Source organism: Variovorax sp. 10N412, assembly GCF_056394985.1.
Map to the genome: position 1 here is coordinate 525,579 of NZ_JBFTIO010000002.1, position 23,044 is coordinate 548,622.

Below are 23,044 nucleotides of genomic sequence, written 5' to 3' on the forward strand. Positions count from 1 at the left end.
GTTCGCCGCATCTACTGCATTCGCCGTATCAGGGCGCCTTGGCGGCCCACGCCCTGCGGCGGACCACCGCTTCGAGCGCGGCCACGGCAATCATGATGACCGTGGTCAGTGCGCCCACCGTCATCACCGTGAGGTGCGACCCGAAGACCGCAAGCACGGCCAGCAGGCCCAGCCCGTACAGGTGCGACTGCGGCAGGAAGCCGCGCACCACGCGCTTGAACAGCGCATTGCCGAACAGGTAGAGCGCCGGCCCGCCGATCAGGGCGCCCAGGTACTTGAGTTCGGCATGGTGCGCGCCCTCGCCGATCGTCAGTTCGTCGGCCACCGCGCACACGATGATGCCGGCCACCAGGATCACGTGCGTGTAGTGGAACTTGGCGCCGATGGCGCCCGGGTCCGGCGAATGCTCGATGACGTGCGTCGCCTCCTTGGCGCTGGTGTCGAAGTACATCCACCACATCGCCAGGCTGCCCGCAAAGCCCACGAGCAGCGCGAACAGGTCGGCGGCATGCCATTCGGCGTGGTGCCCGAAGGCGATGCCGGTGGCCAGCACCGACTCGCCCAGCGCCACGATCACGAACAGCTGGCAACGCTCGGCCAGGTGGCCGCCGTCGATGGTCCATTCGCGGGTCGACGAGCGCCCCAACCCCGGAAAGTGCAGCCCGATCATCGGCGCGATGTACTCGCACAGCACGCCGCCGAACCACAGCGCAAGGCGCACCGGCCCGTCGGCCAGGCCGCCCGCGATCCAGAATGCCCCCGCCACGCAGTTCCAGGCCAGCAGGCGGCGGAAGTTGGGCGTGAGCGGATCGTTGCGGCCGATGGCGATCAGCATGCAGAGCGTGCGCCCCGCCTGGATGCCCACCAAGCACAGCGCGAACACCAGCCCCCGCTCGGCAAAGGCCCCGGGCAGCGCCGAGGCCATCACCAGGGCCAGCAGCATGATCGCGAACAGCACGCCGCGGATGCGCAGCGTGCCGGGGTTGAACCAGTTGGTGGTCCACGCCGTGTACTGCCAGCCCAGCCATACGGCGAACCACATCACCAGTGTCTGGAACGCGCCCAGCAGCGTGAGGTGGTCCAGCAGATAGTGGGACAGCTGCGTGACGGAGAACGCGTAGACCAGGTCGAAGAACAGTTCTTCGTTCGAGACCCTGGCCGCCTGGTCGCGCGAGCGCAAGGTCGTGGCCCGCTTGTGGTCCTGATTCATTGTTCACCCCGGTGGATTCGTTGCGGCGCCCTGCGCACCGCGCGGGATCATCGCACGCACGCCGGGGCTAGAGCTTTTCGGTTTCGCCCGTTCTGGGCTGCCACTTCATGAGGCGCTTTTCGACCAGGCCCACGATGCCGTCGAGCACCAGCGCAAAGGCGGTGAGCACCACGATGCCTGCGAACACGGTGTTGACGTCGAAGGTGCCCTCGGCCTGGAGAATCAGGTAGCCCACGCCGCGCGCCGAGCCCAGGTACTCGCCCACCACCGCGCCCACGAAGGCCAGCCCCACCGACGTGTGCAGGCTGGAGAACACCCAGCTCGTCGCGCTCGGCAGGTACACGGTGCGCAGCAGCTGCCGCTGGTTGGCACCCAGCATCTTCGCGTTGGCCAGCACCACCGGGCTCACCTCGCGCACGCCCTGGTAGACGTTGAAGAAGACGATGAAGAACACCAGCGTGACGGCCAGCGCCACCTTGCTCCAGATGCCCAGGCCGAACCACAGCGCGAAGATGGGCGCGAGGATCACGCGCGGCATCGAGTTGGCGGCCTTGATGTAGGGGTCGAGAATCAGGCTCGCGGTGGGCGCGAGCGCCAGCCACAGCCCGCAGGCCAGCCCGAGCACGGTGCCGATGCCGAACGCCAGCACGGTCTCCAGCAGCGTGGTGCCCAGGTGCAGGTAGATGTCGGCGTTGCCCTTCAGTCCTTCGGGAAAGAACACGTTGGCCGGCACCGCGAACGGCAGGAACCAGCTCCAGATGCGACCCGCCACCTGGATGGGCTCGCCCAGGAAGAAGGCGAACTGCTGGTTGCGCGAGGCAAGGTGCCACGCCACCAGAATGACCACCAGCAGCGCCAGTTGCCAGAAGCGCGCATTGCGTTCGTTGAGTCCGAGGCGGGCCATCAGGCGGCCTTCCTCAGTTGCTGCGCATAGCCCTTGAGCACCTCGTCGCGCAGCACCTCCCAGATCTGCGTGTGCAGCTCGACGAAGCGCGGCTGCGTGCGCACCTCGGCCACGTCGCGCGGGCGTGCGAGGTCGATCGCGAATTCGCCGATCGGGTGCGTGGCCGGCCCGGCCGACAGCACCACCACGCGGTCGCTCATGGCGATGGCCTCGTCGAGGTCGTGCGTGATGAACAGCACCGCTTTCTTCTTGGCGCTCCAGAGGTCCAGCACCTCGTTCTCCATCAGCTGGCGCGTCTGGATGTCGAGTGCGCTGAAGGGCTCGTCCATCAGGATGATGTCGGGGTCGAGCACCAGCGTCTGCGCCAGCGCCACGCGCTTGCGCATGCCGCCGGAGAGCTGGTGCGGGTAGCGGTCGCCGAAGCCCGAGAGGCCCACGCGCGAGAGCCACGCCTCGGCCTGCCGGCGCGCCTCGGCATCGGGCACGCCGCGGTACTGCAGCCCCACCATCACGTTGTCGACGGCGCTGCGCCACGGCATCAGCGCCTCGGTCTGGAACATGTAGCCCGCGCGCGCGTTGACACCCGCAAGCGTCTTGCCGAAGACCTTCACGGTGCCCGACGAAGGCTCCAGCAGGCCCGCGCCCACGTTCAGCAGCGTCGACTTGCCGCAGCCCGTGGGGCCGACCACCGACACGAACTCCCCGGCCTTGATGCGCAGCGTGGTGTCCGCCACCGCGGTGTAGCGCTGGCCGGGATCGTCCTTCGAGTGGAAGGTGCAGCTGATGGAGAGGAGTTCGAGTGCGTGGTCGTGCATCGTCGGACGGGGGAATAAAAAACCCGGCCGAAGCCGGGTCGCGGGGACGTTCGTCGTCAGGCTTTGAACCTGTCTTTCGCGCGCCGGGCAAAATCGTTGGTGTAGGTTTTCGCGAGGTCGATCTTGTCGGCCTTCACGGAGGTGTCGAAGCTCGCGATCGCGGTGAGCGCCGTCCTGGGGCCGTCCGTGGGCACGAGCCCGTCGGTGGCGATCGATTCGCGCACCTTGTCGAAGGACGCGAGGTACAGCGCGCGGTCGCCGAGCAAATAGGTCTCGGGCACCGTCTTGATGATGTCGCCCGGCCCCGCCGTCTGCAGCCACTTCAGCCCGTGCACGATGGCATTGGCCAGCGCCTGGCAGGTGTTGGGATTCTTCTGGACGAAGTCGGCCGACGCGTACAGGCAGGCCGCCGGCATCGTGCCGCCGAACACCTGTTCCGTACCCTTGAGCGTGCGCGTGTCGCTGATGATCTTCACGTCGCCCTTCTGCTCGAGCATGGTCATCACCGGATCGGTGTTGCTGATGGCGTCGATCTGGCCCGAGCGCAGCGCGGTGAGCGCGCCGGCCGCCACGCCCACGCCGATGAAGCTCACGTCGCTGGCCTTCAGCCCGCCGCGCGACAGCACGAGGTTGGCCACCATGTTGGTCGACGACCCCGGCGCCGAGACGCCGATCTTCTTGCCCTTGAGGTCTTGAATGCCGGTGTAGCCCGCCATGTTCTTGGTCGACACACCCACCGCGATCTGCGGTGCGCGGCCCTGCAGCACGAAGGCCTGGAAGAACTGGTTCTTGGCCTGCAGGTTGATGGTGTGTTCGTACGCTCCCGAACAGACATCGGCCGAACCGCCGACCACCGCCTGCAGCGCGCGCGCGCCGCCGGCGAAGTCGGAAATTTCGACATCGAGCCCTTCGGCCTTGAAGTAGCCCAGCTGCTCCGAAATGGTGAGCGGCAGGTAGTAGAACGCCGCCTTGCCGCCCACGGCGATGGAGATCTTCGTCTTCTCCAGCTTCGCCTGCTGCGCAAAGACACGCGGCAACGCGATGGTTGCGGCGGCAATGGCGGAGGCTGAAATGAGGGCGCGGCGATGAAGCATGAAACGGTGCCTGTGACGGGGCCTGCAATGGCGCCTGCAATGTGGCTTGAAGGCTCTGTGATTCCTGTGAACTGAATCGAGCTTAGAGGCCGCATCACGCCACTGCATCGGGGTCATCCCGTGCGGGTTTTCACGTAAGCACGAAGGCCTCCAGGAGGCCCGTGGCCAACCGTTCTTCTGCGCTTGTCCTGCGCGCTTACCGCGCGAGGAAAAGAATCGCGACGTTCACCAGGAACGCCAGGGCCCAGACCGCGCTGCGCGCACCGCCGATGCCCTTGATGTAGAGCCCCAGGTAGATCACGCGCAGCACCACGTAGGCCACGGCGAGCATGTCCAGGCGGGACTGCGCCGCGCCAAGCTGGTGCGCAATGATCACCGCGCCGACGAAGAACGGCAGCCCTTCGAAGCTGTTCGCCTGCGCACTGTTGGCGCGTGCGCGCCAGCCGCTCTGCCTGGCGGCCCAGTCGCGCGGGTGCTGGTTGTCGCGCGGCCCGAAGCTGCCGGCCTTGGCGAGCCACGCGGAGAGGTACGGCAGGCCGCAGGCGATGAACACGCACCAGTAGGCGACGGTGAGCAATGAGAAGGTCATGTCGAGGGGGGCTGTGTTAACGGCGGTCGACCAGCGCGTGGGCGATGGTGCCCAGGTCCACGTATTCGAGTTCGCTGCCGGCCGGCACGCCGCGCGCCAGGCGTGTCACGGTCAGGCCATGCTGCTTGAGCGCTTCGCCGATCACATGCGCGGTGGCTTCGCCTTCGGCCGTGAAGTTCGTGGCCAGGATGACTTCGCTCACCGTGCCGTCGCGGGCGCGGTCGAAGAGCTTCTGCAGGCCGATGTCGTTGGGCCCGATGCCGTCGAGCGGACTGAGCTTGCCCATGAGCACGAAGTAGTAGCCGCGAAAGGCGCCAGTGCGCTCCAGCGCGGCCTGGTCGGCCGGCGTCTCGACCACGCAGAGCTTGGTGCCGTCGCGCCGGGAGTCCATGCAGACGTTGCAGATGGGCGCTTCGGTAAAGGTGTTGCACAACTCGCAGTGCCGCACATGGCCCGCGGCCTGCTGCAACGCGCGCGCGAGCAGCTGCGCGCCGTCGCGGTCGTGCTGCAACAGATGGAACGCCATGCGCGAGGCCGACTTGATGCCGACACCCGGCAGGCGGCGCAGCGCATCGACCAGGGCGTCGAGCGAGCTTGCGTCTGCCATGTACCGCTTAGAACGGCAGCTTCATGCCGGGCGGCAGACCGGGCATGCCGGCCGTCAGCTTGCCCATCTTCTGTTCGCTCGTTTCCTCGGCCTTGCGCACGGCAGCGTTGAAGGCTGCGGCCACGAGGTCTTCGAGCATGTCCTTGTCGTCCGCCAGCAGGCTGGGGTCGATGGTGATGCGCTTGACGTCGTGCTTGCAGGTCATGACGACCTTCACGAGACCGGCACCGGACTCGCCTTCGACCTCGATGTGCGCCAGTTCTTCCTGGGCCTTCTTGAGGTTGTCCTGCATTGCCTGCGCCTGCTTCATGAGGCCGGCGAGTTGTCCTTTGTTGAACATCGTGTGGTCCTAGTCGATTGAGATGGGTTGGAAAGTGGGGAAGGATAAGAGAGACGGGCCATCGGTCCGGTGTCAGACCGGCTTCAGCGTGCCAGGGACGATCTTCGCATCGAAGTCGCGCATCAGCGCCTGCACCTCGGGGTCGCTCAGGATGGCGTCTTCGGCCACCCGCTGGCGCTCTTCGGCGGCCTGCTTGTTGCGGCGCGCGGGGCTGTCGATGACGCCACCGATCTCGATGGCCAGCTTGACGTCATGGCCGATGGCAGCAAGGGCAGTGGTCAGCTTTTCGCGGCTGGAAGGCTGGCTGAGCGTTTCGCGCTCGATGCGCAGCAGCCATTGGTCGGTGTCACGCCCCACCAGTTGCGACTGCAGCGCCAGTTCGCGCGCCAGTGCCGTGATGGCCTCGGCTGCGACCAGCTGGGTGACCGTGGCGTACCAGAAATCGCCGTCCTCGCTGGGGGGAATGGGCGTGAAGGCACCGCGTTGCCCTTCGGCATGCGGCACGTCGCGCGCACCCGCCGGCGGCTGCACGCGAATCGGTACGCCGAAGACCTTGGCAGACGCTTCCGTGGGCGCCGGACGGGGGTCGGCATGGCGGGGTTCGTCGACCACCGAGAGGCGTTGGCCTGCCGGGGCGGCGGGGGCAGCGGGAGCAGTGGGTGCGGGAGCGGCCAAGGCCGGCGGCTCTGCGGGAGGGCGAACCGCTGCGGGTGCGGGTGCGGCCGCAGGCACGGGTGCAGGTACCGGGGCAAGGGGCACCGCGGGCGCGTTCACCGATGCAACGGGCGCCGCGGGGGCGGCGCGTGCCGGGGCCTGCGGCGCGACCGCCGCAGCTTCATTCAGAGTTTTTTTTTCCGTGGAGGCTGTTGAAGCAGCCGCGTGGGACGGTTTGAAGGCCAGCAGCCGCAGCAGCACCATGGTCAGCGCGGCGTACTCGTCGGGCGCCAGGCCCAACTCGCCGCGGCCGTGCAGGCAGAGGCTGTAGAGCAGTTGCGTTTCGTCGGCCGGCATCAGCGCGGCGAGGCGCGCGGTGTCGGCCGCGTCGGGGTCGGTGGCCGAGTCGGCCGATTCCGCCCGAGAAGGCACCGCCTGCAGCACCGCCATGGCCTGCAGCACAGCCGTCATTTCTTCCAGCGTGGAGGCGGCGGACATGCCGTCGACGCGCAGCGCCTCCGAGGTCTCGACCACCGTCTTGCCGTCTCCTTGCGCCAGCGCCTCGATCAGGCGGAACACATGCCCGCGATCGACGCTGCCGAGCATCTGGCGCACGCCGGTCTCGAGCAGCTCGCCGTTGCCGAAGGCGATGGCCTGGTCGGTGAGCGACAGCGCATCGCGCATCGAGCCGCGCGCCGCGCGCGCCAGGAGGCGCAGCGCCTGCTGCTCGGCGGGGACCTGCTCGGTCTGCAGCACGCTCGTCAGATGTTCGAGCACCGTCTCGGGCGCCATCGGGCGCAGGTTGAACTGCAGGCAGCGCGACAGCACCGTGACCGGCACTTTCTGCGGATCGGTGGTGGCCAGCACGAACTTGAGGTACTCGGGCGGCTCCTCGAGGGTCTTCAGCATCGCGTTGAACGCGGTGTTGGTGAGCATGTGCACTTCGTCGATCATGAAGACCTTGAAGCGCCCCTGCACCGGCTTGTAGACGGCCTGCTCGAGCAGCGACTGCACTTCGTCCACGCCGCGGTTGGAGGCCGCGTCGAGCTCGGTGTAGTCCACGAAGCGGCCCGAATCGATGTCGCGGCAGGCCTGGCAGACACCGCACGGCGTGGCCGTGATGCCGCCCTGCCCGTCCGGCCCCTGGCAGTTGAGCGACTTCGCCAGGATGCGCGAGACCGTGGTCTTGCCCACGCCGCGCGTGCCGGTGAACAGATAGGCGTGATGCAGGCGCTGCGTGGTCAGCGCGTTCTCGAGTGCCTGCACCACGTGCCCCTGGCCGACCATCTCGGCGAAGGTTTTCGGACGGAACTTGCGGGCGAGCACGAGATAGGACATTGCGGGCATTCTAAAAGGCACCAGCCGCCGATCCGGGCCGCCGGCCAAGAAACGCCGTGCGACACCCCGGCGCAGAAAAGGGTTGTCAATGCGACATCCAGTGCGCGAAAAAGTGAGGGTTAGAATGCAGTTTGACGGGCCTCCCTGCATGGTGAAGTGGCCAACCGGGTCAGGTGGGGAACCAAGCAGCCCTAACTGCGTAGTCAGTGCCAGGGGTAAGGCTCGTCAACCTCTTCAGCAGCCTCGTTTCATTCCGTGCGAAATGAAACGAGGCTTGCAAATTCACTCAGCCAGTCAGCAGAAACACCCAGCGATTCGGGGCCTTCACAGGCCCAGCCGCTGAATCGCGCCGCGCGCTGCCGCCGCACCGCTGGCCATCGACGCCGTCAGCAGGTAGCCGCCGGTTGCCGCTTCCCAGTCCAGCATTTCTCCCGCGGCAAACACACCCGGCAGCGCGCCGATCATCAGCTGTGCATCGAGCGCGCCGAAGCGCACACCGCCCGCCGTGCTGATGGCCTCGTCCACCGGCCGCGTCGCGACCAGCTTCAGCGGCACCGCCTTGATCGTGGCCGCCAGTTGCGCCGCATCCTGCATTGCTTCGCGGCTCAGCGCCTCGTGCAGCACACCGGCCTTGATGCCCTCCAGGCCCAGCCGGCTCTTGAGGTGGCTGCTCAGCGAACGCGCACCGCGTGGATGCCTCACCGCGGCCAGCACCTGCTCGGCACTGCGGTCGGGCAGCAAGTCCAGCAACAGCGTTGCACTGCCGTTGGCTGCGATCTCGTCGCGCAGCAGCGCGGAGGCCGCATAGACCAGGCTGCCTTCGATGCCCGTGGCGGTCGCCACGAACTCGCCCTTGCGCGCAAACTGACGGCCCTGGCTGTCGGTGAATGCAATGGCCACCGACTTGAAGGGCTGGCCGGCGAAGCGGCTGGAGAAATGCTCGCTCCAGCCCGCGCCGTCGAAGCCGGAATTGGCGGCCAGCAGCGGAGCCACGTCCACGCCCTGCGCCTGCAGCCAGGGCGCCCAGGCACCGTCGGAACCCAATCGCGCCCAGCTGGCACCGCCCAGCGCCAGCACCACCGCATCGGCCTTCGCCGTGACCTCGCCGCCCGGCGTCCTGAAGCGCAACGCACCCAGGTCCAGCGCCCCGTCGCCCTGCCAGCGATGCCGCATGTGAAATTGCACGCCCGCCGCGCGCAGCCGCTGCAGCCAGGCGCGCAGCAGCGGGGCTGCCTTCATGTCGGTCGGGAACACGCGCCCCGAGGTGCCGACAAAGGTCTCCACGCCCAATCCAGCCGCCCATTCGCGCACCTGCTGCGGCCCGAACTGCGCGAGCATCGGCTCGAGCTGCGCGCGCCGGTCGCCGAAGCGGCTCATGAACACGTCGAAAGGCTCGGAGTGCGTGAGGTTCAGCCCGCCGCGGCCGGCCAGCAGGAACTTGCGGCCCACCGAGGGCATGGCGTCGTACACATGCACCTGCGCGCCGGAGGCGCTCAGCACTTCGGCCGCCATCAGGCCGGCAGGTCCGCCGCCGATCACGGCAACGGTAGAGGAAACAGTCATTCGAGATTTACCAGTTCGCCCTGCCCGGTCAGGAACGCGACGCGCACCGTGGCACCGGGGTAGGCATGTTGCACCGCGGCGCGGTAGCGCTGCATCTGTGCGATCAGCGCGGCGTCCCGTTCGGGGCGCGCCGCGGATTTGTAGTCGAGGATCCACCAGGCGCCGCCGTCGCGCTCGCGCACCAGACGGTCGATGCGCAAGGTCTCGCCTTCATGCACCAGCGTGACTTCGTTGCCATGCCAGTCGACCCTGCGATCGTCCCACACCCAGGCGCCCTCGCCCGCGCGGATGCGCTGGGCCAGCGCCGCCGCGCCGCGCGCCTGCTGCGCGTCGAGCATGAATTCGCGTGCCGCGGCACGCACATGCGCCGCCGGCAGCGCCTCGCCCGGCACGGCCCATTCGAGCAGCCGGTGCATGGCCTGGCCGAAGGCCGCCGCGCGCGCATCGACGGTCGCATCGGCGGCCTTTTTCGCGGTCGGCGGCTCGGCGGATGCGGGCACCGCAGGCATCTGCTTCATGCCGAAGGTGACCGCGCTCGCTGCCGTCGGCAGCGCGACCACCGGCTCGTCGGCCTCGGTGGGCTCGCACAGAGGCTCCAGCCGCGACCACCAACTGCTTTCGTTGGCACGCGCGGGACGCACCGACGACAGCACCAGCCGCTCGCGCGCCCGCGTGGTCGCCACGTAAAGGCCGTTGAGCTCCTCGCGATGCCGCGCGCGCTGCTCTTCCTCGAGCAGCGAGACCGCGCAGGCGGGCGGCGCCTTCTCGCTCGCAAGGAACACGAAGCGCGTCGGCGCGCTGTCGCTTCCCTTCCATTCGACCAGCACGCCCATGGTCTGGGCGCGCGGTGGCGCGGCGTCGCAGTCGAGCATCAGCACCGTGTCGGCTTCGAGGCCCTTGGCGCCGTGCACGGTCAGCAGTTGCACTGCATCGGGCGCAGCCACGGTCGGCGCACGCACCCCGCCGGCGCGCAGCGCACGCACCAGCGCGTAAGGTGTGACGAAGCGCGCGCCGTCGATGTCGAGCGACGCCGTCAGCACGCCGCGCAGGTTGGCCAGTACGCCTTGGCGCAGGGTGGCCGGCACGGCGGCGCCGAATTTTGCGAGCAGGTCGCCGTCGTGAAAGATCGCGTCCAGCGCATCGTGCGGCGGCAGCGTCATCAGCCAGCGCTGCCACTTCTTCAACCTCGCGCCCGCCTCGGTCAACACCGGCGGCAGGCTTTCGTCCTTCTGCACCAGCGCAAACCAGCTGACCATGCCGCGCTCGCGCTGGCGCAATGCCAGTTGCACCAGCACCTCGTCGTCGACGCCGAACACGGGCGACTTGAGCGCGCGCGCCAGCGACAGGTCGTGCGCGGGCGACACCAGCGCGTCGATGAGCGCGACCACGTCCTGCACTTCGGGCGCGTCGTGCAGCTCGTTCTTCTCGGGCTGCTGCACGGGAATGTGGCGCTGGCGCAGGGCGTCCTGCATGGCGGACAGGCGGCTGCGGCGCCGCGCCAGCACCATGATCTGCCGCGGCGGCGTGCCGTCGGCGATGCGCTGCGCGACCCATCTGGCGGCCTGCTCGCACTCCTTCTGCAGCAGTTGCTCTTCGGGCAGCACGCGCGGGGTGACGAGGCTGTCGCGCCAGTGCAGCATGCCGTCGTCCGCCGGCGCCGCCTCGGCCGATTCACCGAGCGCATCGCGGTCGATGGCCGGCAGCTTGAGCAGCTCGCCCTCGTCGCCGCGTTCGGTGGTGTGGGCGCGGTAGCCGTCGAACTCACCGGCATCCTGCGCGGCCAGCATCGCCGCGTTGACCAGGCCGACCACGTTGCGCGCGTTGCGGTGCGTGTGGTCGCAGTTCAGCAGCTCGCCGCCCAGCCCTTCGCGCACGAACTTCTTGGCCGCGATGAACACCTGCGGCTCGGCCCGGCGAAAGCGGTAGATGCTCTGTTTCGGGTCGCCCACGATGAACACGCGCGGCGCGCTGCTGCCTGCGCCGACGTAGGCGCTGAGCCAGCCGTAGAGCGCCTGCCACTGCAGCGGGTTGGTGTCCTGGAACTCGTCGATCAGCAGGTGCGCGATGCGCGCGTCGAGCCGCTCCTGCACCCAGCCTGACAGCGCCGACTGGCCCAGCAGCAGTTGCGCGGCCTGCTCGACGTCGTTCATGTCGACCCAGCCGTGGGCGCGCTTGACATCGGCAAAGGCGGCGATCAGCAGGCGCGTGAGGCGCGTCATGCGCTGCTGGTAGAGCCAGGCCGCGTGCTGCGCCTGCGCGCCGCACAGCACCTGCAGTTCGGCCTCGGCCTCCTGGGCGGCGGGGAACTTCTGCAGGTTCTTGTTGAGCCGGTCTTCGGTCGCGACGAAGAAGTTCTTGCGCAGGTGCGCGAGTGCGGACGACAGCGATTCAACCGCGGGCTCGCCCGTGCCGAACACGTCGATGATGGCTTCGGCCGCCTTCTGCGGCGTCTTGTTGGATTCGCGGCCCAGCGCGGCGGCGCGGTCGAGCCAGCGACGCCGGACGGGTTCTCCGCGCAACGCATCGGTCGGCGCGTCCAGGCCTTCGAGCGACGGATGGAACGCGCTGAAATGCTGCACGGCGTTTTCCGGGTCGGCGAGCGAGAACTCCACGCGCTTGGACAGGGCTTCGCTCAGCGCCTTGGCCGTCTGCGAGCGGCCGTGCGTCGCGACGACGGCGTAGTAGTCGGCCAGGGCGTCCTTGTCGGCAGTGACCGCTTCGAAGAACGGGCGCCACGTGTGGCCGCGCGCCTCGGCATCGTCTTCGAGCAGCTCGTAGTTGGAAGGCAGCCCCAGTTCGCGCAGCACCGCGAGCGGCGCATTGCGCAGCAGGCCCGCAAACCAGGCGTGGAAGGTGCGGAACTGCACCGGCCGGCCGCCTTCGAGCAGGCGCCGGTAGAGGCCCTTCAGGCGCGGAACGGCGGCCCCTGCGGCCGCAGGTTCGACACCACGGATCACGAGTTCGCGCACCAGCTCCTCCGGCGGGCGCTCGGCGAAGTCTTCGAGCCACTGGTCGAGCCGCTCGCGCATTTCACCGGCCGCCTTCTTCGTGAAGGTGATCGCCAGGATCTCGTGCGGTTCGCAGGCGGATTCGCCCTCTTCGAGCAATGCACGCAGGATGCGCGAGACCAGCATCCAGGTCTTGCCCGCGCCGGCGCAAGCCTCCACCGCCACGGAGCGGCGCGGGTCGCAGGCGACCGTGTAGAAAGCCTCGCGCGCGACGTGGCGGCCGTTGTGTTCGTATGCCGCGCCGTTCATTTCGTATCGCCTCCGACCGCCGGGCCGCCCCAAGGCGCAGGCGCCTCCCCCTCGGGGGGTGGCGAAGCAAGCCGGGGGGCCTTATCGCCCCAGAAATCCTTGCGGCACAGGCCGCGCGCCACGCAGTAGTCGCACACGGCGCCCTCCCCCAGCGGCGGTAGCGCAGCGCCCTGCGCGATGCGGGCGAAGTCTTCGATGATGCCGGCCACCAGGGCGTCGCGCGCCTCGACCACGGCGGGCTGCTCGACGGTCTGCGTGCCGGACGATTTCTCGCCCACGTTCACGTAGGCCGCGCGCAGGGTGTCGTCGGCCACCAGCGCCGCGTAGAACGCGAGCTGCGTGTCTTCGGTCGGATCCTTCACGCGCTCCTTGGTCACCGAGGAAGACTCGGTCTTGTAGTCGATCACGAAGGCCTGGCCGTCGGGCATGCGGTCGATGCGGTCGAGACGGCCGACCAGCCGAAGGTTGCCCAGCGACTGCTCCTTCCAGGGCTCGGACTCGACGAAGACCGCGCCGCCCGCTTCGTGGCCCGTGAGCCAGCCGAGGTAGCCGTCGCGTACCGCAGGCCAGGCCGCGGCAAAAGGCAGGAACTCGGCGTCGGACAGCGCCATTTCACGGGTGGCGCGCTGCGCGGCGTCTTCGATGAACGCGAGGCGCTCCTGCGCATCCTGCGTCGGGGTTTCGATCAGCGCCTCATGAAAATGGCCCAGCACGGCGTGCAGCCAGTTGCCGAAGTCGCGCTTGTCGACCTCGGCGTCGAGCTCGTCGGCGCTGCGCAGGCCCAGCTGGCGCAGCGCGAAGAAACGGTAAGGGCAGCGGCGCAGGTCCTCGTACACGCTGGTCGAGATGTTCTCCAGCGGCAGGAGTGCGCCCGAGGGCTTCGGATACGCGGTCGGCTCCACGGCAACCTCGCGCGGCAGGCGCGGATCGGCGGAAGGCTGCAAGGCATGGTCGAGCCGCAGTGCCTGCACCAGCGGACTGGGACTCACCGGCTCACCGGTGGCATCGGACTGGCGCCAGAGCAACTCGCAGCAGGGGTTGCGCAGGGCCGCGGCCCATGCCGCGCGCTGTGCCGCCTCGAGCACCTCGCGCGAAGGCAGGCCGAGTTCGAGGCGTTGCGCCGCGCTCCAGTTGCCGGGTGGCTCGGGCGATGCGGGCAGGCGCCGGTCGTCGCAACCGGGGATGACCACGGCGCCGAAAGCGCGACCCAGCAGTTGGTACAGCGGGAGCACGACGACGCGCGGGGCCTGATCGCCGGCCGGCGGCACGAAGCTGGCGTCTTCCAGCACGTCGCGGGCCCAGGCGGTGAACTCGGCCAGCGTGTGGCGCCCGCCCGGAAACGCGTCGTCGTCGCCGTGCGCGCCGGCGTCGAGCCACAGCGCACCGATGACCTTGCCGCCGGCGAAGTCGTCGACCAACAGCTGCCAATGGCCGCCCGCCTCGAGCAGCTCTCGCAAGGCGAGCAGCCATTCGGCCAAGGGGCGCGAACGGGCCATCGGCATGCGGCGCGCCTCGACGGCCTCGGTGAAGGGCAGCAGCGCGACGTCCTGCGCTTTCTCGCTGCGCGCCACCAGCGCACACCACGCGGACCAGTCGCGCAGGCCCTCGCGGCGAAGGCGGGCCTCGAGCGACTGAACGGCCGGGGCATCGCCATCGGCGCCGCCCTTGAGCCACTCGAGCACCTGGTCGCTGCCGGCGTCGTGGGCGCAGGCGCGCAGCGCGCTCATCAGCGTGGCGGCGGCGCGCGTGGTCGACAGCTTCCAGCCGGTCTCGTCGTGCGTGACCACACCTTGCGCGGCGAGCTGGGCATTGATGCGGCGGGTGAGCGCGCGGTCGGTCGCAACCAGCGCGACGGGCGCGCGCTCTTCGGCCAGGTGGCGCAGCACGCAGGCGGCGGCGAGCTGGGCTTCGTCTTCCGGATCCAGCGCCACGTGGAAGGCGGCCGGCTCCCCGACCGCGCCCGGCGGCACGAGCGTAAAACGCAGGGCATCGTCGCCCCACAGGGCGCACAGCGACTGGGTGAGCGGATCGGTCTGGAAGCCTTCGAGAACGATCAGCGCATCGACCTGCGCGCGCGTGGATTCGCGCAGCAGCACGTCGGTCGCGTAGCCCGAGGTCGAGACCCACGCGACGGCGATGCGGATCAGCGCGCTTTCGGTGCGGAACCACTCCGATTCGCTGCCCGCCTCGGCCACGCCGGCGGCACGCTGCGCCCAGTCGCCGGCGCGCGCCTCGGGCGTCTCGGCTGCCGCGAGGGGCGCGAGCTGGTAGGCCAGCTCGACCACACGGCCAGCCAGGGCAAATCGCTCGGCGGTGAACCCCGACTGCGAAAGCAGCGCCTGGGCCGTGACGAGGTCGCGCGCCATGTCGTGCGCGATGTCGTAGCCGCTCGGCACGAAGCCGCCCGCGCTGCGTGCCCAGTTGTGGGTGGTCTCGAAGCGCGGCACAAAGCCGGTGCTGCCGCAGCGCGCCCACATGGCGCGCGCCACGCCCATCAGCTGCGCATAGGGCACCAGCACCACGGTGCGGGCGGCATGCAGCTGGCGGTCGTCGAGCGCGCGGACGATGCGCGCAACGACGCCGTCGGCGGGATCGCACCACAGGGCCTGGACAGGGTGGCCTTCGTTCATGTTCTATCGAGGGGGTTGGAGGAGCGCGTGGAGGTGACGGACAAGGGCTTTGGCTATCGCTGCCATAGCATGCCCGCACGGCACGCCACCCCTTGGTTTCTGTCACAATGACCAGCACTTTAGCTGCACCGAAACTCTCCGCGCACCAAGGACACATCACATGGCCAGCGAACTCATCAAACACATCTCCGATTCCTCTTTCGAGGCCGACGTGCTCAAGTCCAGCCAGCCCGTGCTGGTCGACTACTGGGCCGAATGGTGCGGCCCCTGCAAGATGATCGCCCCGATCCTCGACGAAGTGTCGGCCACCTACGAAGGCAAGCTGCAGATCGCCAAGCTGAATGTGGACGAGAACCGCGACATCCCCGCCAAGTTCGGCATTCGCGGCATCCCCACGCTGATGCTGTTCAAGGACGGCCAGCTGGCCGCCACCAAGGTCGGCGCCATGAGCAAGGCGCAACTCACGGCCTTCATCGACCAGCAACTCGCCTGAGCGATTTCAACCGGCCAGCGCGCAATGCGTTGGCCGGCGCGTTTTTCCTGTCATAATCTCCCACAGATCACCGGCCCTTCCAGGCAACCGGTTCGAGTTCCCCGGTTAGTGAAGCACTTCTCGCTTCACATTCAACCTCCCCCCGTTTTCCGTTCGATTACCCCGCGAGGGGTCATTCCATGCACTTAAACGAACTCAAGGCACTCCACGTGTCTGAAGTCCTCAAGCAAGCTGAAGCGCTTGAAATCGAAAACGTCGGCCGCATGCGCAAGCAGGAGCTGATGTTCGCGATCATCAAGAAGCGCGCCAAGGCGGGCGAACAGGTCTTCGCCGACGGTGTGCTCGAAATCCTGCCCGACGGCTTCGGCTTTCTGCGCAGCCCCGACACCAGCTTCACGGCCAGCACGGACGACATCTACATCTCGCCCAGCCAGGTGCGCCGCTTCAACCTGCACACCGGCGACATGATCGAAGGTGAAGTGCGCACGCCCAAGGACGGCGAACGCTACTTCGCGCTGACCAAGCTCGACAAGGTCAACGACGGTCCGCCCGAGCAGAACAAGCACAAGGTGATGTTCGAAAACCTGACGCCGCTGTTCCCCAAGGAACAGATGAAGCTGGAACGCGACGGCGTCAAGGGCGAAGAGAACATCACGGGCCGCATCATCGACATCATCGCCCCCATCGGCAAGGGCCAGCGCGCCCTGCTCGTGGCGCCGCCCAAGAGCGGCAAGACGGTGATGATGCAGCACATCGCCCACGCAATCAGCGCCAACTACCCCGACGTGCACATGATGGTGCTGCTCGTGGACGAGCGCCCTGAAGAAGTGACCGAAATGCAGCGCACGGTGAAGGGCGAAGTCATTGCTTCGACCTTCGACGAGCCCGCAGCGCGCCACGTGCACGTGGCCGAAATGGTGATCGAGCGCGCCAAGCGCCTGGTCGAACTCAAGAAGGACGTGGTGATCCTGCTCGACTCGATCACCCGCCTGGCCCGCGCCTACAACAACGTCGTGCCCTCCTCGGGCAAGGTGCTGACCGGCGGCGTCGACTCCAACGCACTGCAACGCCCCAAGCGCTTCCTGGGCGCCGCGCGCAACGTGGAAGAAGGCGGCTCGCTGACCATCATCGGCACCGCGCTGATCGACACCGGCAGCCGCATGGACGAAGTGATCTTCGAAGAGTTCAAGGGCACCGGCAACTCCGAAATCCACCTCGACCGCCGCCTGTACGAAAAGCGCGTGTTCCCGTCGATCCAGCTCAACCGCAGCGGCACGCGCCGCGAAGAGCTGCTGCTGGCGCCCGAGATCCTGCAGAAGACCCGCATCCTTCGCCAGCTCATGTACAACATGGACGAGATCGAGTCGATGGAGCTGATGCTCAAGAACATGAAGGCGACCAAGACCAATGTCGAGTTCTTCGACATGATGCGTCGCGGCGGCTGAGCACCACGCTCTGTCGCAAAAGCGCGTTGGCCCTCACGGGTCAACGCGCTTTTTTCATGGGCGCGCGATGCAGATCGCGCGGCCCTCATGGGCGCTCTGGCGACCGATGTCCAGCAGTTCCATCAGCGCGACCGCCTGCTCTGGCGGCACCGGGTTCTGCCCCTGGCCGAGGATCGCGTCGCGCACCGCGGCGTAATAGTCCACATAGTTGCCCGGGCGCGTCGGCACGGCCCGCGTGCTGGCGGCCCCGTCGCTGCCGATCAGCGTGAGTTCGCCGTCCAGCGGATCGGCGCCCCACCCTTCGGACGGCGGCCGCTGGCCGGCGCGCAGCGCATCTTCCTGCGTATCGACGCCGTGCTTGACGTAGCTCCCGCGCGTGCCGTGAAGGATGTAGCGCGGCGCGGCATGCGCGGCCAGCGTGGTCGAATGCAGCACCACGCGCAAGGGTGCATGCGGCCCGCTGTCATAGCGCAGCACGGCGTGAAAGTAGTCTTCGACCACGGCGCCGTCGCGCAGGACGGCGGTGTCGAGCTGGAGCGCGTCGGGCCGGCCGAACAGCTGCACGGCCTGGTCGACCAGGTGGGCGCCCAGGTCGACCCAGAGGCCCGAACCTGGCACGGCCTGCTCGCGCCAGCGCACCTTCACTTCCGGCCGGAAGCGGTCGAAATGCGACTCGAAGTACACAGGTCGGCCCAGCTCCCCGCTGGCCAGAACGTCTTTCAGCGTCAGGAAATCGGCGTCGAAACGCCGGTTCTGGTAGACACTCAGCACACGGTGGTGGCTCCGCGCCAATGCCTCCAGCGCCCGGGCCTGCGTCACGTCGAGGGTGAAGGGCTTGTCCACCACCACATGCCTTCCAGCCTCCAGTGCCGCCCTGGCGACCGGAAAGTGCTCGGCATTCGGCGTTGCCACCACGACCAGGTCGATGTCCGCCCGGGCCACGAGCGCTGCCACGTCGGGCACCACAGCCACGCCCAGCCAGTCGGCGTGGACCTTGTGCGGCTGCGAACTGGCCACGGCGGCCAGTTCGAGCCCCGGCACGGCGGAAAGCACCGGGGCATGGAAGGTCTGGCCGGCAAAACCATAGCCGACGAGGCCGGCGCGCAGGGGTCTGGAAGTCATGGAAGCGCCTCGGTTTGCTCGAAAATGGGGCAGTATGCGATAATCATTGGCTCCGCGAAAAGTGCGGCTGGGCAGCTTGGCCCGGCTCCCCAGCTTGCCTGGGGCAGCGCGCCAGACGACTGGCATGCTGGTGGCTCTCGCATCGACCGCGCATTGATTCCAACAGCGCAAAAGGAAACACCATGGCAAAAGAAGGCATCCACCCCAATTACCGCGACATCCTGTTCGTCGACATGTCGAACGGCTTCAAGTTCGTGACCCGTTCGTGCGCGAACACCAAGGAAATGGGCAAGACCGACGACGGCCGCGAGCTGCCCCTGTTCAAGCTCGACACCACGAGCGAATCGCACCCGTTCTACACCGGCACGCAAAAGTCGGTCGACAACATGGGCGGTCGCGTCGAGAAGTTCCGCAACCGCTTCGGCAAGACCACCGGCACTGCTTCGAAGTAAAGCACGCGCTTGTGCGTCGAGGGCAGCCCGGTTTACCGCGCTGCCCTTTTTCTTTCCGACTCCTGCTTTTCGCCACTTGAACCAGCCCACCCCCGCCATCGTTGCCCAGAATGCCGTGCGTCGTCTCCCGCGCATCGCATTGCTCCTGCTGTGCGCGGCCTATCTGCTGCCGGGCCTGGTTGGCCGGGGCCCCTGGAAGAGCGCGGACATCACCGCCTTCGGCTACATGGCCGAGCTGGCCCACACCGCCGAAGGCATCGCGCGCTGGTTCGACCCGATGCTGCTGGGCCTGCGCCCGGAAACGCCCGCGCTGGTCCCCTACTGGATCGGCGCCCTCGCCATCAAGATCGCCCCCTCGTGGCTGAACCCCGACCTGGCCGTGCGCATCGTGTTCGCGTTCCTGCTGTGGGGCGCGTTCACCGCCACCTGGTACGCCGTGTACTACCTGGCCCGCACCGCGCGCGCGCAGCCAGTGGCCTTCGCCTTCGGCGGCGAGGCCCGCCCGACCGACTATGCGCGCGCCATTGCCGACGGCGGCCTGCTCGCGCTGATTGCCTGCCTCGGCCTGGCCCAGCTCGGCCATGAAACCACGCCCGCGCTGGCGCAGTTGTTCTTCGCCTCATACCTGTTCTACGGCGTTGCCGCCTTGCCCTACCGCCGGACCGGCCCGGTGACCGCCCTGGTCGTGGGCACGCTCGGCGTCACGCTGAGCGGCGCGCCCACCGTCGGCCTGGCATTGGCGATCGGGAGCGCGCTCTACATCGCCTACGAGCGCCGACTCGTGGCCGCGCGCCTCGCCAAGGACGCGTTCAGCGAAGACGACAGCGGCCGCGGCTACACGCGCGCCGCCTTCCTCACGATGGTCGGCGTCACCGTGCTGGCCGCCGTGCTGGTGTTCGCCCTGAAGCTGCCGACCTGGAAAATCACCATGACCGGCGGCTCGCTGCTCGGCGACGTCCGCAGCCAGGCCAAGCTGCTCCTGTGGTTCACCTGGCCGGTCTGGCCGCTGGCCCTCTGGACGCTGTGGCGGTGGCGGCGCCAGCTCACGGCACGCCATGTCGCCCTGCCGTTCTGGTTCGCGCTGGTGCCGCTGGCCGCCACCTGGACCACCGACTTCTCGGACCGCTCGCTGCTGTTGGCCCTGCCCGCCTTCGCCACGCTCGCGGCTTTCGCCCTGCCCACGTTCCGGCGCAGCGCGGCAGCGCTGATCGACTGGTTCAACGTGCTGTTCTTCAGCGGCCTGGCCGTGCTGGGCTGGATCTACTGGATCGCGATGCAGACCGGCGTGCCGCCCAAGCCGGCCGCCAGCGTGGCCCGCCTGGTGCCGGGGTTCGTGCCCGAGTTCTCTCTGATTGCCGTCGTGCTGGCGGTGGCCGCGACCATTGCCTGGTGCTGGCTGGTGCGCTGGCGCACCGGGCGCCACCGTGCGGCACTGTGGAAGACGCTGGTGCTGCCGGCCGGCGGCACCGCGTTGTGCTGGATGCTGCTCATGACGCTGTGGCTGCCGCCTATCGACTACGCGCGCAGCTACGTGCCGCAGGTCGACGCCGTGGTCCAGCGCGTCGGTCGAAACGGCTGCGTGGCCGAGCTGGCCCTGAGCCGTGCGCACATCGCGGCGCTGCGCCACCACGGCCAGCTCGACGTCAAGCCGCTGCTGCTGGACAACAACTGCCCGTGGCTGCTGGCCAGCCCCGAGACCATCGAGCGGCTGCACACCATCATTCCGTTCGACCAGTGGCGCTTTGCCGGCACGCTGCGCCGCCCCAGCAGCGCGGCGGACGACCTTCTCCTGTACCAGAAGATCCCGGCGCAGTGAGTGGCGAACGGGGCCTGATCGCGCGGCACGCCGGCACCGTGCTGGTCGGCCAGTTGGCCGTGATGGCCTTCGGCGTGACCGACACCATCATCGCGGGCCGCTATTCCGAAAACGCACTGGCCGCCCTGTCGGTCGGCGCGGCCGTGTTCATCAGCGTGTACGTGTCGCTGATGGGGGTGCTGCAGGCGCTGTTGCCGATCTGGGCGGAGCTGCACGGCGGCGGCCGCGGCGCGGAGGTGGGCCGTTCGGTGCGCCAATCGCTGTACCTTGCCGGCATCGCCATCGTGGTCGGCATGGCGGTGCTGCTGTCGCCCGGTGCCGTGCTCCGGTGGACCCAGGTGCCGGCCGAGATGCGCGGCGAGGTCGAGGCCTACCTCATCGTGCTGGCCTTCGGCCTGGCTCCCGCCCTGCTGTTTCGCCTCTTCAGCACGCTCAACCAGAGCCTGGGCAAGCCACAGCTCGTGACGTGGTTGCAGCTGGGCTCGCTGCTGGTGAAGCTGCCGCTGTCGGTGTGGTTCACCTTCGGTGGCGCGGGCGTACCGGCCATGGGCCTCGTGGGCTGCGGCTGGGCGACGCTGTGCGTCAACTGGGCCATGCTGGGCTGCGCGGTCTGGCTGCTGCGCAGCATCCCCCTGTACCGCGGCTACAGGCTGTGGGAGCGCCTGGAAGCCCCCGACTGGCACACGATCCGCCACTTCGCGCGCATGGGCGTGCCCGCGGGGCTGGCGGTGCTGGTGGAGGTGACCTCGTTCACGCTGATGGCGCTGTTCATCGCCCGCCTCGGCACGGCCGCGGCCGCTGCGCACCAGATCGCCGCCAACCTGATGGCGGTGGCCTACATGGTGCCGCTGTCGCTGTCCATCGCGACCAGCGCGCGCGTGAGCTTCTGGCTCGGCGCGGGAGATGCGGCCAGGGCCAGGCACGTCTGCCGGCTGGGGTTCGAGCTGACGGTGCTGTGCGCGCTCCTGTTCGCGGGGGTGATGGTTGCGCTGCGCTCGCAGCTCGCCAACGTGTATTCGGACAACCCCGCCGTGGTGGCGCTGGCCGCCGCATTGCTGCTGCCCGTGGCGGCCTTCCACCTGTCGGACGCCGTGCAGACGCTCTGCGTGTTCGTGCTGCGCTGCTACCGCGTGACTCTGGCGCCGTTGCTCATCTACTGCGCCATGCTTTGGGGCCTGGGGCTGGGCGGCAGCTACCTGCTGGCCTACCGAGGCATTGGCCCCTGGCCTGCCATGCAGTCGCCGCTGGCGTTCTGGGTCATGAGCGCCGGCGCGCTGGCATTGACGGCGTTGATGTTCATCGCGCTGCTGCGCCGCACGATGGCGCAGCGGCCGGGCTGAAACGCCCCGCCGGCTACCTGACCAGCACGCGCGCTTCCCGCACGCGCGCGGACGGAAACAGCAGCGCGAAGCGCGAGCCCTTGCCCACGGTGCTTTCGATGCGCAACTCTGCGCCGTGCCGCTGCGCGATGTGCTTCACGATCGCCAGGCCCAGCCCCGTGCCGCCCGTCTCGCGCGAACGGCTGCGGTCGATGCGGTAGAAGCGCTCGGTCAGCCGCGGAATGTGCTCCGCGGCAATGCCCGGCCCGGTGTCCTTCACGGCATATTCGCCGCGCCCGTCGGGCAGCACGCGCCAGCTCACGGCCACCTCTCCTCCGCCCGGCGTGTAGCGGATGGCGTTGCTCAGCAGGTTCGACATGGCGCTTTGCAGCTCGGTCGGCGCGCCCGACACCTCGGACTCCGCGTCGATGGTGAAAGACAGCCGGTGCCCCAGCGGCGCCAGCCGGCCGGAGAGCCCGCGACCTTCGTCCTCGCAGTGCGCAAGCAGCGCGCGAATGCGGATCCACTGGTTGCCAGAAGGCGCCGCGCTGCCTTCCAGCCGCGACAGCGTCAGCAGGTCGTTCACCAGCGTTTCCATGCGGTGCGACTGCTGCCCCATCAGCGACAGGTAGCGCATGCGCTCGTCCGCATCGAGCGGCAGGTTCTGCAGCGTTTCGACAAAACCGGCCAGCACGGTCAGCGGCGTGCGGATTTCATGCGACACGTTGGCCACGAAGTCGCGCCGCATCGCCTCGGCCTGCTCCAGTGCCGTGATGTCGCGCGTGAGCAGCATGCGGCGGTTTCCGGCATAGGGATGCACCTGCACCGACAGCCGCATCGCATGCCCGCGCTGGTGCGCGTGATGGCCGATGCCCGGCGCGTCGATGACCACGTCGCGGCTGTAGTTCCACGAGGCCAGGTAGGCCACGAAGGCCGGATCGCGCACCAGGTTCGCCAGGTGCTGGGCCAGGTCGCGCTCGGCGTCGATGCCGAACTGGGCCGCCGCCGTCTGGTTGCACCACTCGATGCGGCCCTGTTCGTCGAGCAGCACCACGCCGTTGGGCGAGGCCTGGATCGCCGCCAGAAACTCCTGCAGCCGGTCTTCGGCCTGGCGGGTCTGCTGCTCGCGCTCGCGCAGCAGCTTGCGGATGCGCTCCGACAGCTCGCCCCACACACCCGGCCCGCGCGTCGGCAGGCCCGCTGCGTCGTTGCGCAGCACCTGCAGCAGCCGCTCGGCGCGCCACGCGTCCAGCGCCAGCCAGAGCACAGCGCCCAGCCACGCACCCAGCCAACCGTATGTCCAGCCGAAAACAACGATGGCGCCCGCCGCCATTGCGAGGGACGCTATTAAAAATGTAGCAATGCGAAAAGGCATGGCGGGCGATTATCCGCGCCT

General features: G+C 68.5%; 18 protein-coding genes and 1 other RNA gene. 6 read left to right on the top strand and 13 right to left on the bottom strand.

Annotated features, from left to right (window positions below; translation table 11 throughout):
- Positions 1-28: 28 nt before the first annotated feature.
- From AC1DJH_RS08005 to dnaX, 8 genes are all read right to left on the bottom strand, one after another.
- Positions 29-1,210, bottom strand: a complete 1,182-nt coding sequence (locus AC1DJH_RS08005; RefSeq protein ID WP_478185329.1) for a low temperature requirement protein A — start codon at positions 1,208-1,210, stop codon at positions 29-31.
- Between the two features lie 67 nt (positions 1,211-1,277).
- A complete protein-coding gene (locus AC1DJH_RS08010) occupies positions 1,278-2,114 on the bottom strand; it encodes an ABC transporter permease (RefSeq protein WP_435438095.1) in 837 nt (278 codons plus the stop codon).
- On the bottom strand, positions 2,114-2,929 hold the full coding sequence (locus AC1DJH_RS08015; RefSeq protein ID WP_478185330.1) for an ABC transporter ATP-binding protein: 816 nt from the start codon (positions 2,927-2,929) through the stop codon (positions 2,114-2,116). Before AC1DJH_RS08015 ends, AC1DJH_RS08010 begins: the two co-directional genes overlap by 1 nt.
- A gap of 56 nt (positions 2,930-2,985) precedes the next feature.
- Entirely contained in the window at positions 2,986-4,023 is a 1,038-nt protein-coding gene (locus tag AC1DJH_RS08020) for an ABC transporter substrate-binding protein (protein WP_478185331.1), read from the bottom strand.
- A 196-nt stretch (positions 4,024-4,219) separates the two neighbouring features.
- The gene (locus AC1DJH_RS08025; RefSeq protein WP_472114927.1) at positions 4,220-4,612 is read right to left on the bottom strand and encodes an MAPEG family protein; all 393 of its coding nucleotides are present in this window, start codon (positions 4,610-4,612) and stop codon (positions 4,220-4,222) included.
- Between the two features lie 16 nt (positions 4,613-4,628).
- The gene (gene recR / locus AC1DJH_RS08030) at positions 4,629-5,219 is read right to left on the bottom strand and encodes a recombination mediator RecR (RefSeq protein ID WP_435483942.1); all 591 of its coding nucleotides are present in this window, start codon (positions 5,217-5,219) and stop codon (positions 4,629-4,631) included.
- A gap of 7 nt (positions 5,220-5,226) precedes the next feature.
- A complete protein-coding gene (locus AC1DJH_RS08035; protein WP_007836669.1) occupies positions 5,227-5,559 on the bottom strand; it encodes a YbaB/EbfC family nucleoid-associated protein in 333 nt (110 codons plus the stop codon).
- Between the two features lie 72 nt (positions 5,560-5,631).
- The gene (gene dnaX / locus AC1DJH_RS08040) at positions 5,632-7,551 is read right to left on the bottom strand and encodes a DNA polymerase III subunit gamma/tau (RefSeq protein ID WP_478185332.1); all 1,920 of its coding nucleotides are present in this window, start codon (positions 7,549-7,551) and stop codon (positions 5,632-5,634) included.
- A 133-nt stretch (positions 7,552-7,684) separates the two neighbouring features.
- On the opposite strand from dnaX, the gene ffs reads away from it, so the two are divergent.
- Positions 7,685-7,781, top strand: an RNA gene (gene ffs, locus AC1DJH_RS08045) — signal recognition particle sRNA small type.
- Positions 7,782-7,875: 94 nt separating this feature from the next.
- Here the strand turns inward: ffs and AC1DJH_RS08050 are convergent.
- From AC1DJH_RS08050 to AC1DJH_RS08060, 3 genes are read right to left on the bottom strand one after another with little or no spacing between them, the layout of a single operon-like run.
- Positions 7,876-9,114 carry a TIGR03862 family flavoprotein gene (locus tag AC1DJH_RS08050; protein ID WP_478185333.1) on the bottom strand — a complete coding sequence of 413 codons (1,239 nt, stop codon included), beginning with the start codon at positions 9,112-9,114 and terminating at the stop codon, positions 7,876-7,878.
- Positions 9,111-12,371: a UvrD-helicase domain-containing protein gene (locus tag AC1DJH_RS08055; RefSeq protein ID WP_478185334.1), complete on the bottom strand. Its 3,261-nt coding sequence runs from the start codon at positions 12,369-12,371 to the stop codon at positions 9,111-9,113. The genes AC1DJH_RS08050 and AC1DJH_RS08055 overlap by 4 nt, the downstream gene beginning before the upstream one ends.
- Positions 12,368-15,001 carry a PD-(D/E)XK nuclease family protein gene (locus tag AC1DJH_RS08060; RefSeq protein WP_478185335.1) on the bottom strand — a complete coding sequence of 878 codons (2,634 nt, stop codon included), beginning with the start codon at positions 14,999-15,001 and terminating at the stop codon, positions 12,368-12,370. Before AC1DJH_RS08060 ends, AC1DJH_RS08055 begins: the two co-directional genes overlap by 4 nt.
- 160 nt (positions 15,002-15,161) lie before the next feature.
- On the opposite strand from AC1DJH_RS08060, the gene trxA reads away from it, so the two are divergent.
- The gene (gene trxA / locus AC1DJH_RS08065) at positions 15,162-15,494 is read left to right on the top strand and encodes a thioredoxin TrxA (protein ID WP_042578306.1); all 333 of its coding nucleotides are present in this window, start codon (positions 15,162-15,164) and stop codon (positions 15,492-15,494) included.
- 179 nt (positions 15,495-15,673) lie between these two features.
- On the top strand, positions 15,674-16,939 hold the full coding sequence (rho, locus tag AC1DJH_RS08070) for a transcription termination factor Rho (RefSeq protein WP_013540932.1): 1,266 nt from the start codon (positions 15,674-15,676) through the stop codon (positions 16,937-16,939).
- Between the two features lie 54 nt (positions 16,940-16,993).
- Here the strand turns inward: rho and AC1DJH_RS08075 are convergent, their stop codons facing one another.
- Positions 16,994-18,061, bottom strand: coding sequence for an oxidoreductase (locus tag AC1DJH_RS08075; protein WP_478185336.1), 1,068 nt, complete (start codon positions 18,059-18,061; stop codon positions 16,994-16,996).
- Between the two features lie 182 nt (positions 18,062-18,243).
- On the opposite strand from AC1DJH_RS08075, the gene AC1DJH_RS08080 reads away from it, so the two are divergent.
- The 3 genes from AC1DJH_RS08080 to AC1DJH_RS08090 all read left to right on the top strand — a co-directional run bounded on the left by AC1DJH_RS08080 (position 18,244) and on the right by AC1DJH_RS08090 (position 21,669).
- Positions 18,244-18,513, top strand: a complete 270-nt coding sequence (locus tag AC1DJH_RS08080) for a type B 50S ribosomal protein L31 (RefSeq protein WP_472114912.1) — start codon at positions 18,244-18,246, stop codon at positions 18,511-18,513.
- Between the two features lie 76 nt (positions 18,514-18,589).
- The gene (locus tag AC1DJH_RS08085; RefSeq protein ID WP_478185337.1) at positions 18,590-20,329 is read left to right on the top strand and encodes a DUF2339 domain-containing protein; all 1,740 of its coding nucleotides are present in this window, start codon (positions 18,590-18,592) and stop codon (positions 20,327-20,329) included.
- The gene (locus tag AC1DJH_RS08090; protein WP_478185338.1) at positions 20,326-21,669 is read left to right on the top strand and encodes an MATE family efflux transporter; all 1,344 of its coding nucleotides are present in this window, start codon (positions 20,326-20,328) and stop codon (positions 21,667-21,669) included. Before AC1DJH_RS08085 ends, AC1DJH_RS08090 begins: the two co-directional genes overlap by 4 nt.
- A 13-nt stretch (positions 21,670-21,682) precedes the next feature.
- Here AC1DJH_RS08090 and phoR read toward each other — a convergent pair whose 3' ends face one another.
- On the bottom strand, positions 21,683-23,023 hold the full coding sequence (gene phoR / locus AC1DJH_RS08095) for a phosphate regulon sensor histidine kinase PhoR (protein ID WP_478185339.1): 1,341 nt from the start codon (positions 23,021-23,023) through the stop codon (positions 21,683-21,685).
- Positions 23,024-23,044: the final 21 nt, after the last annotated feature.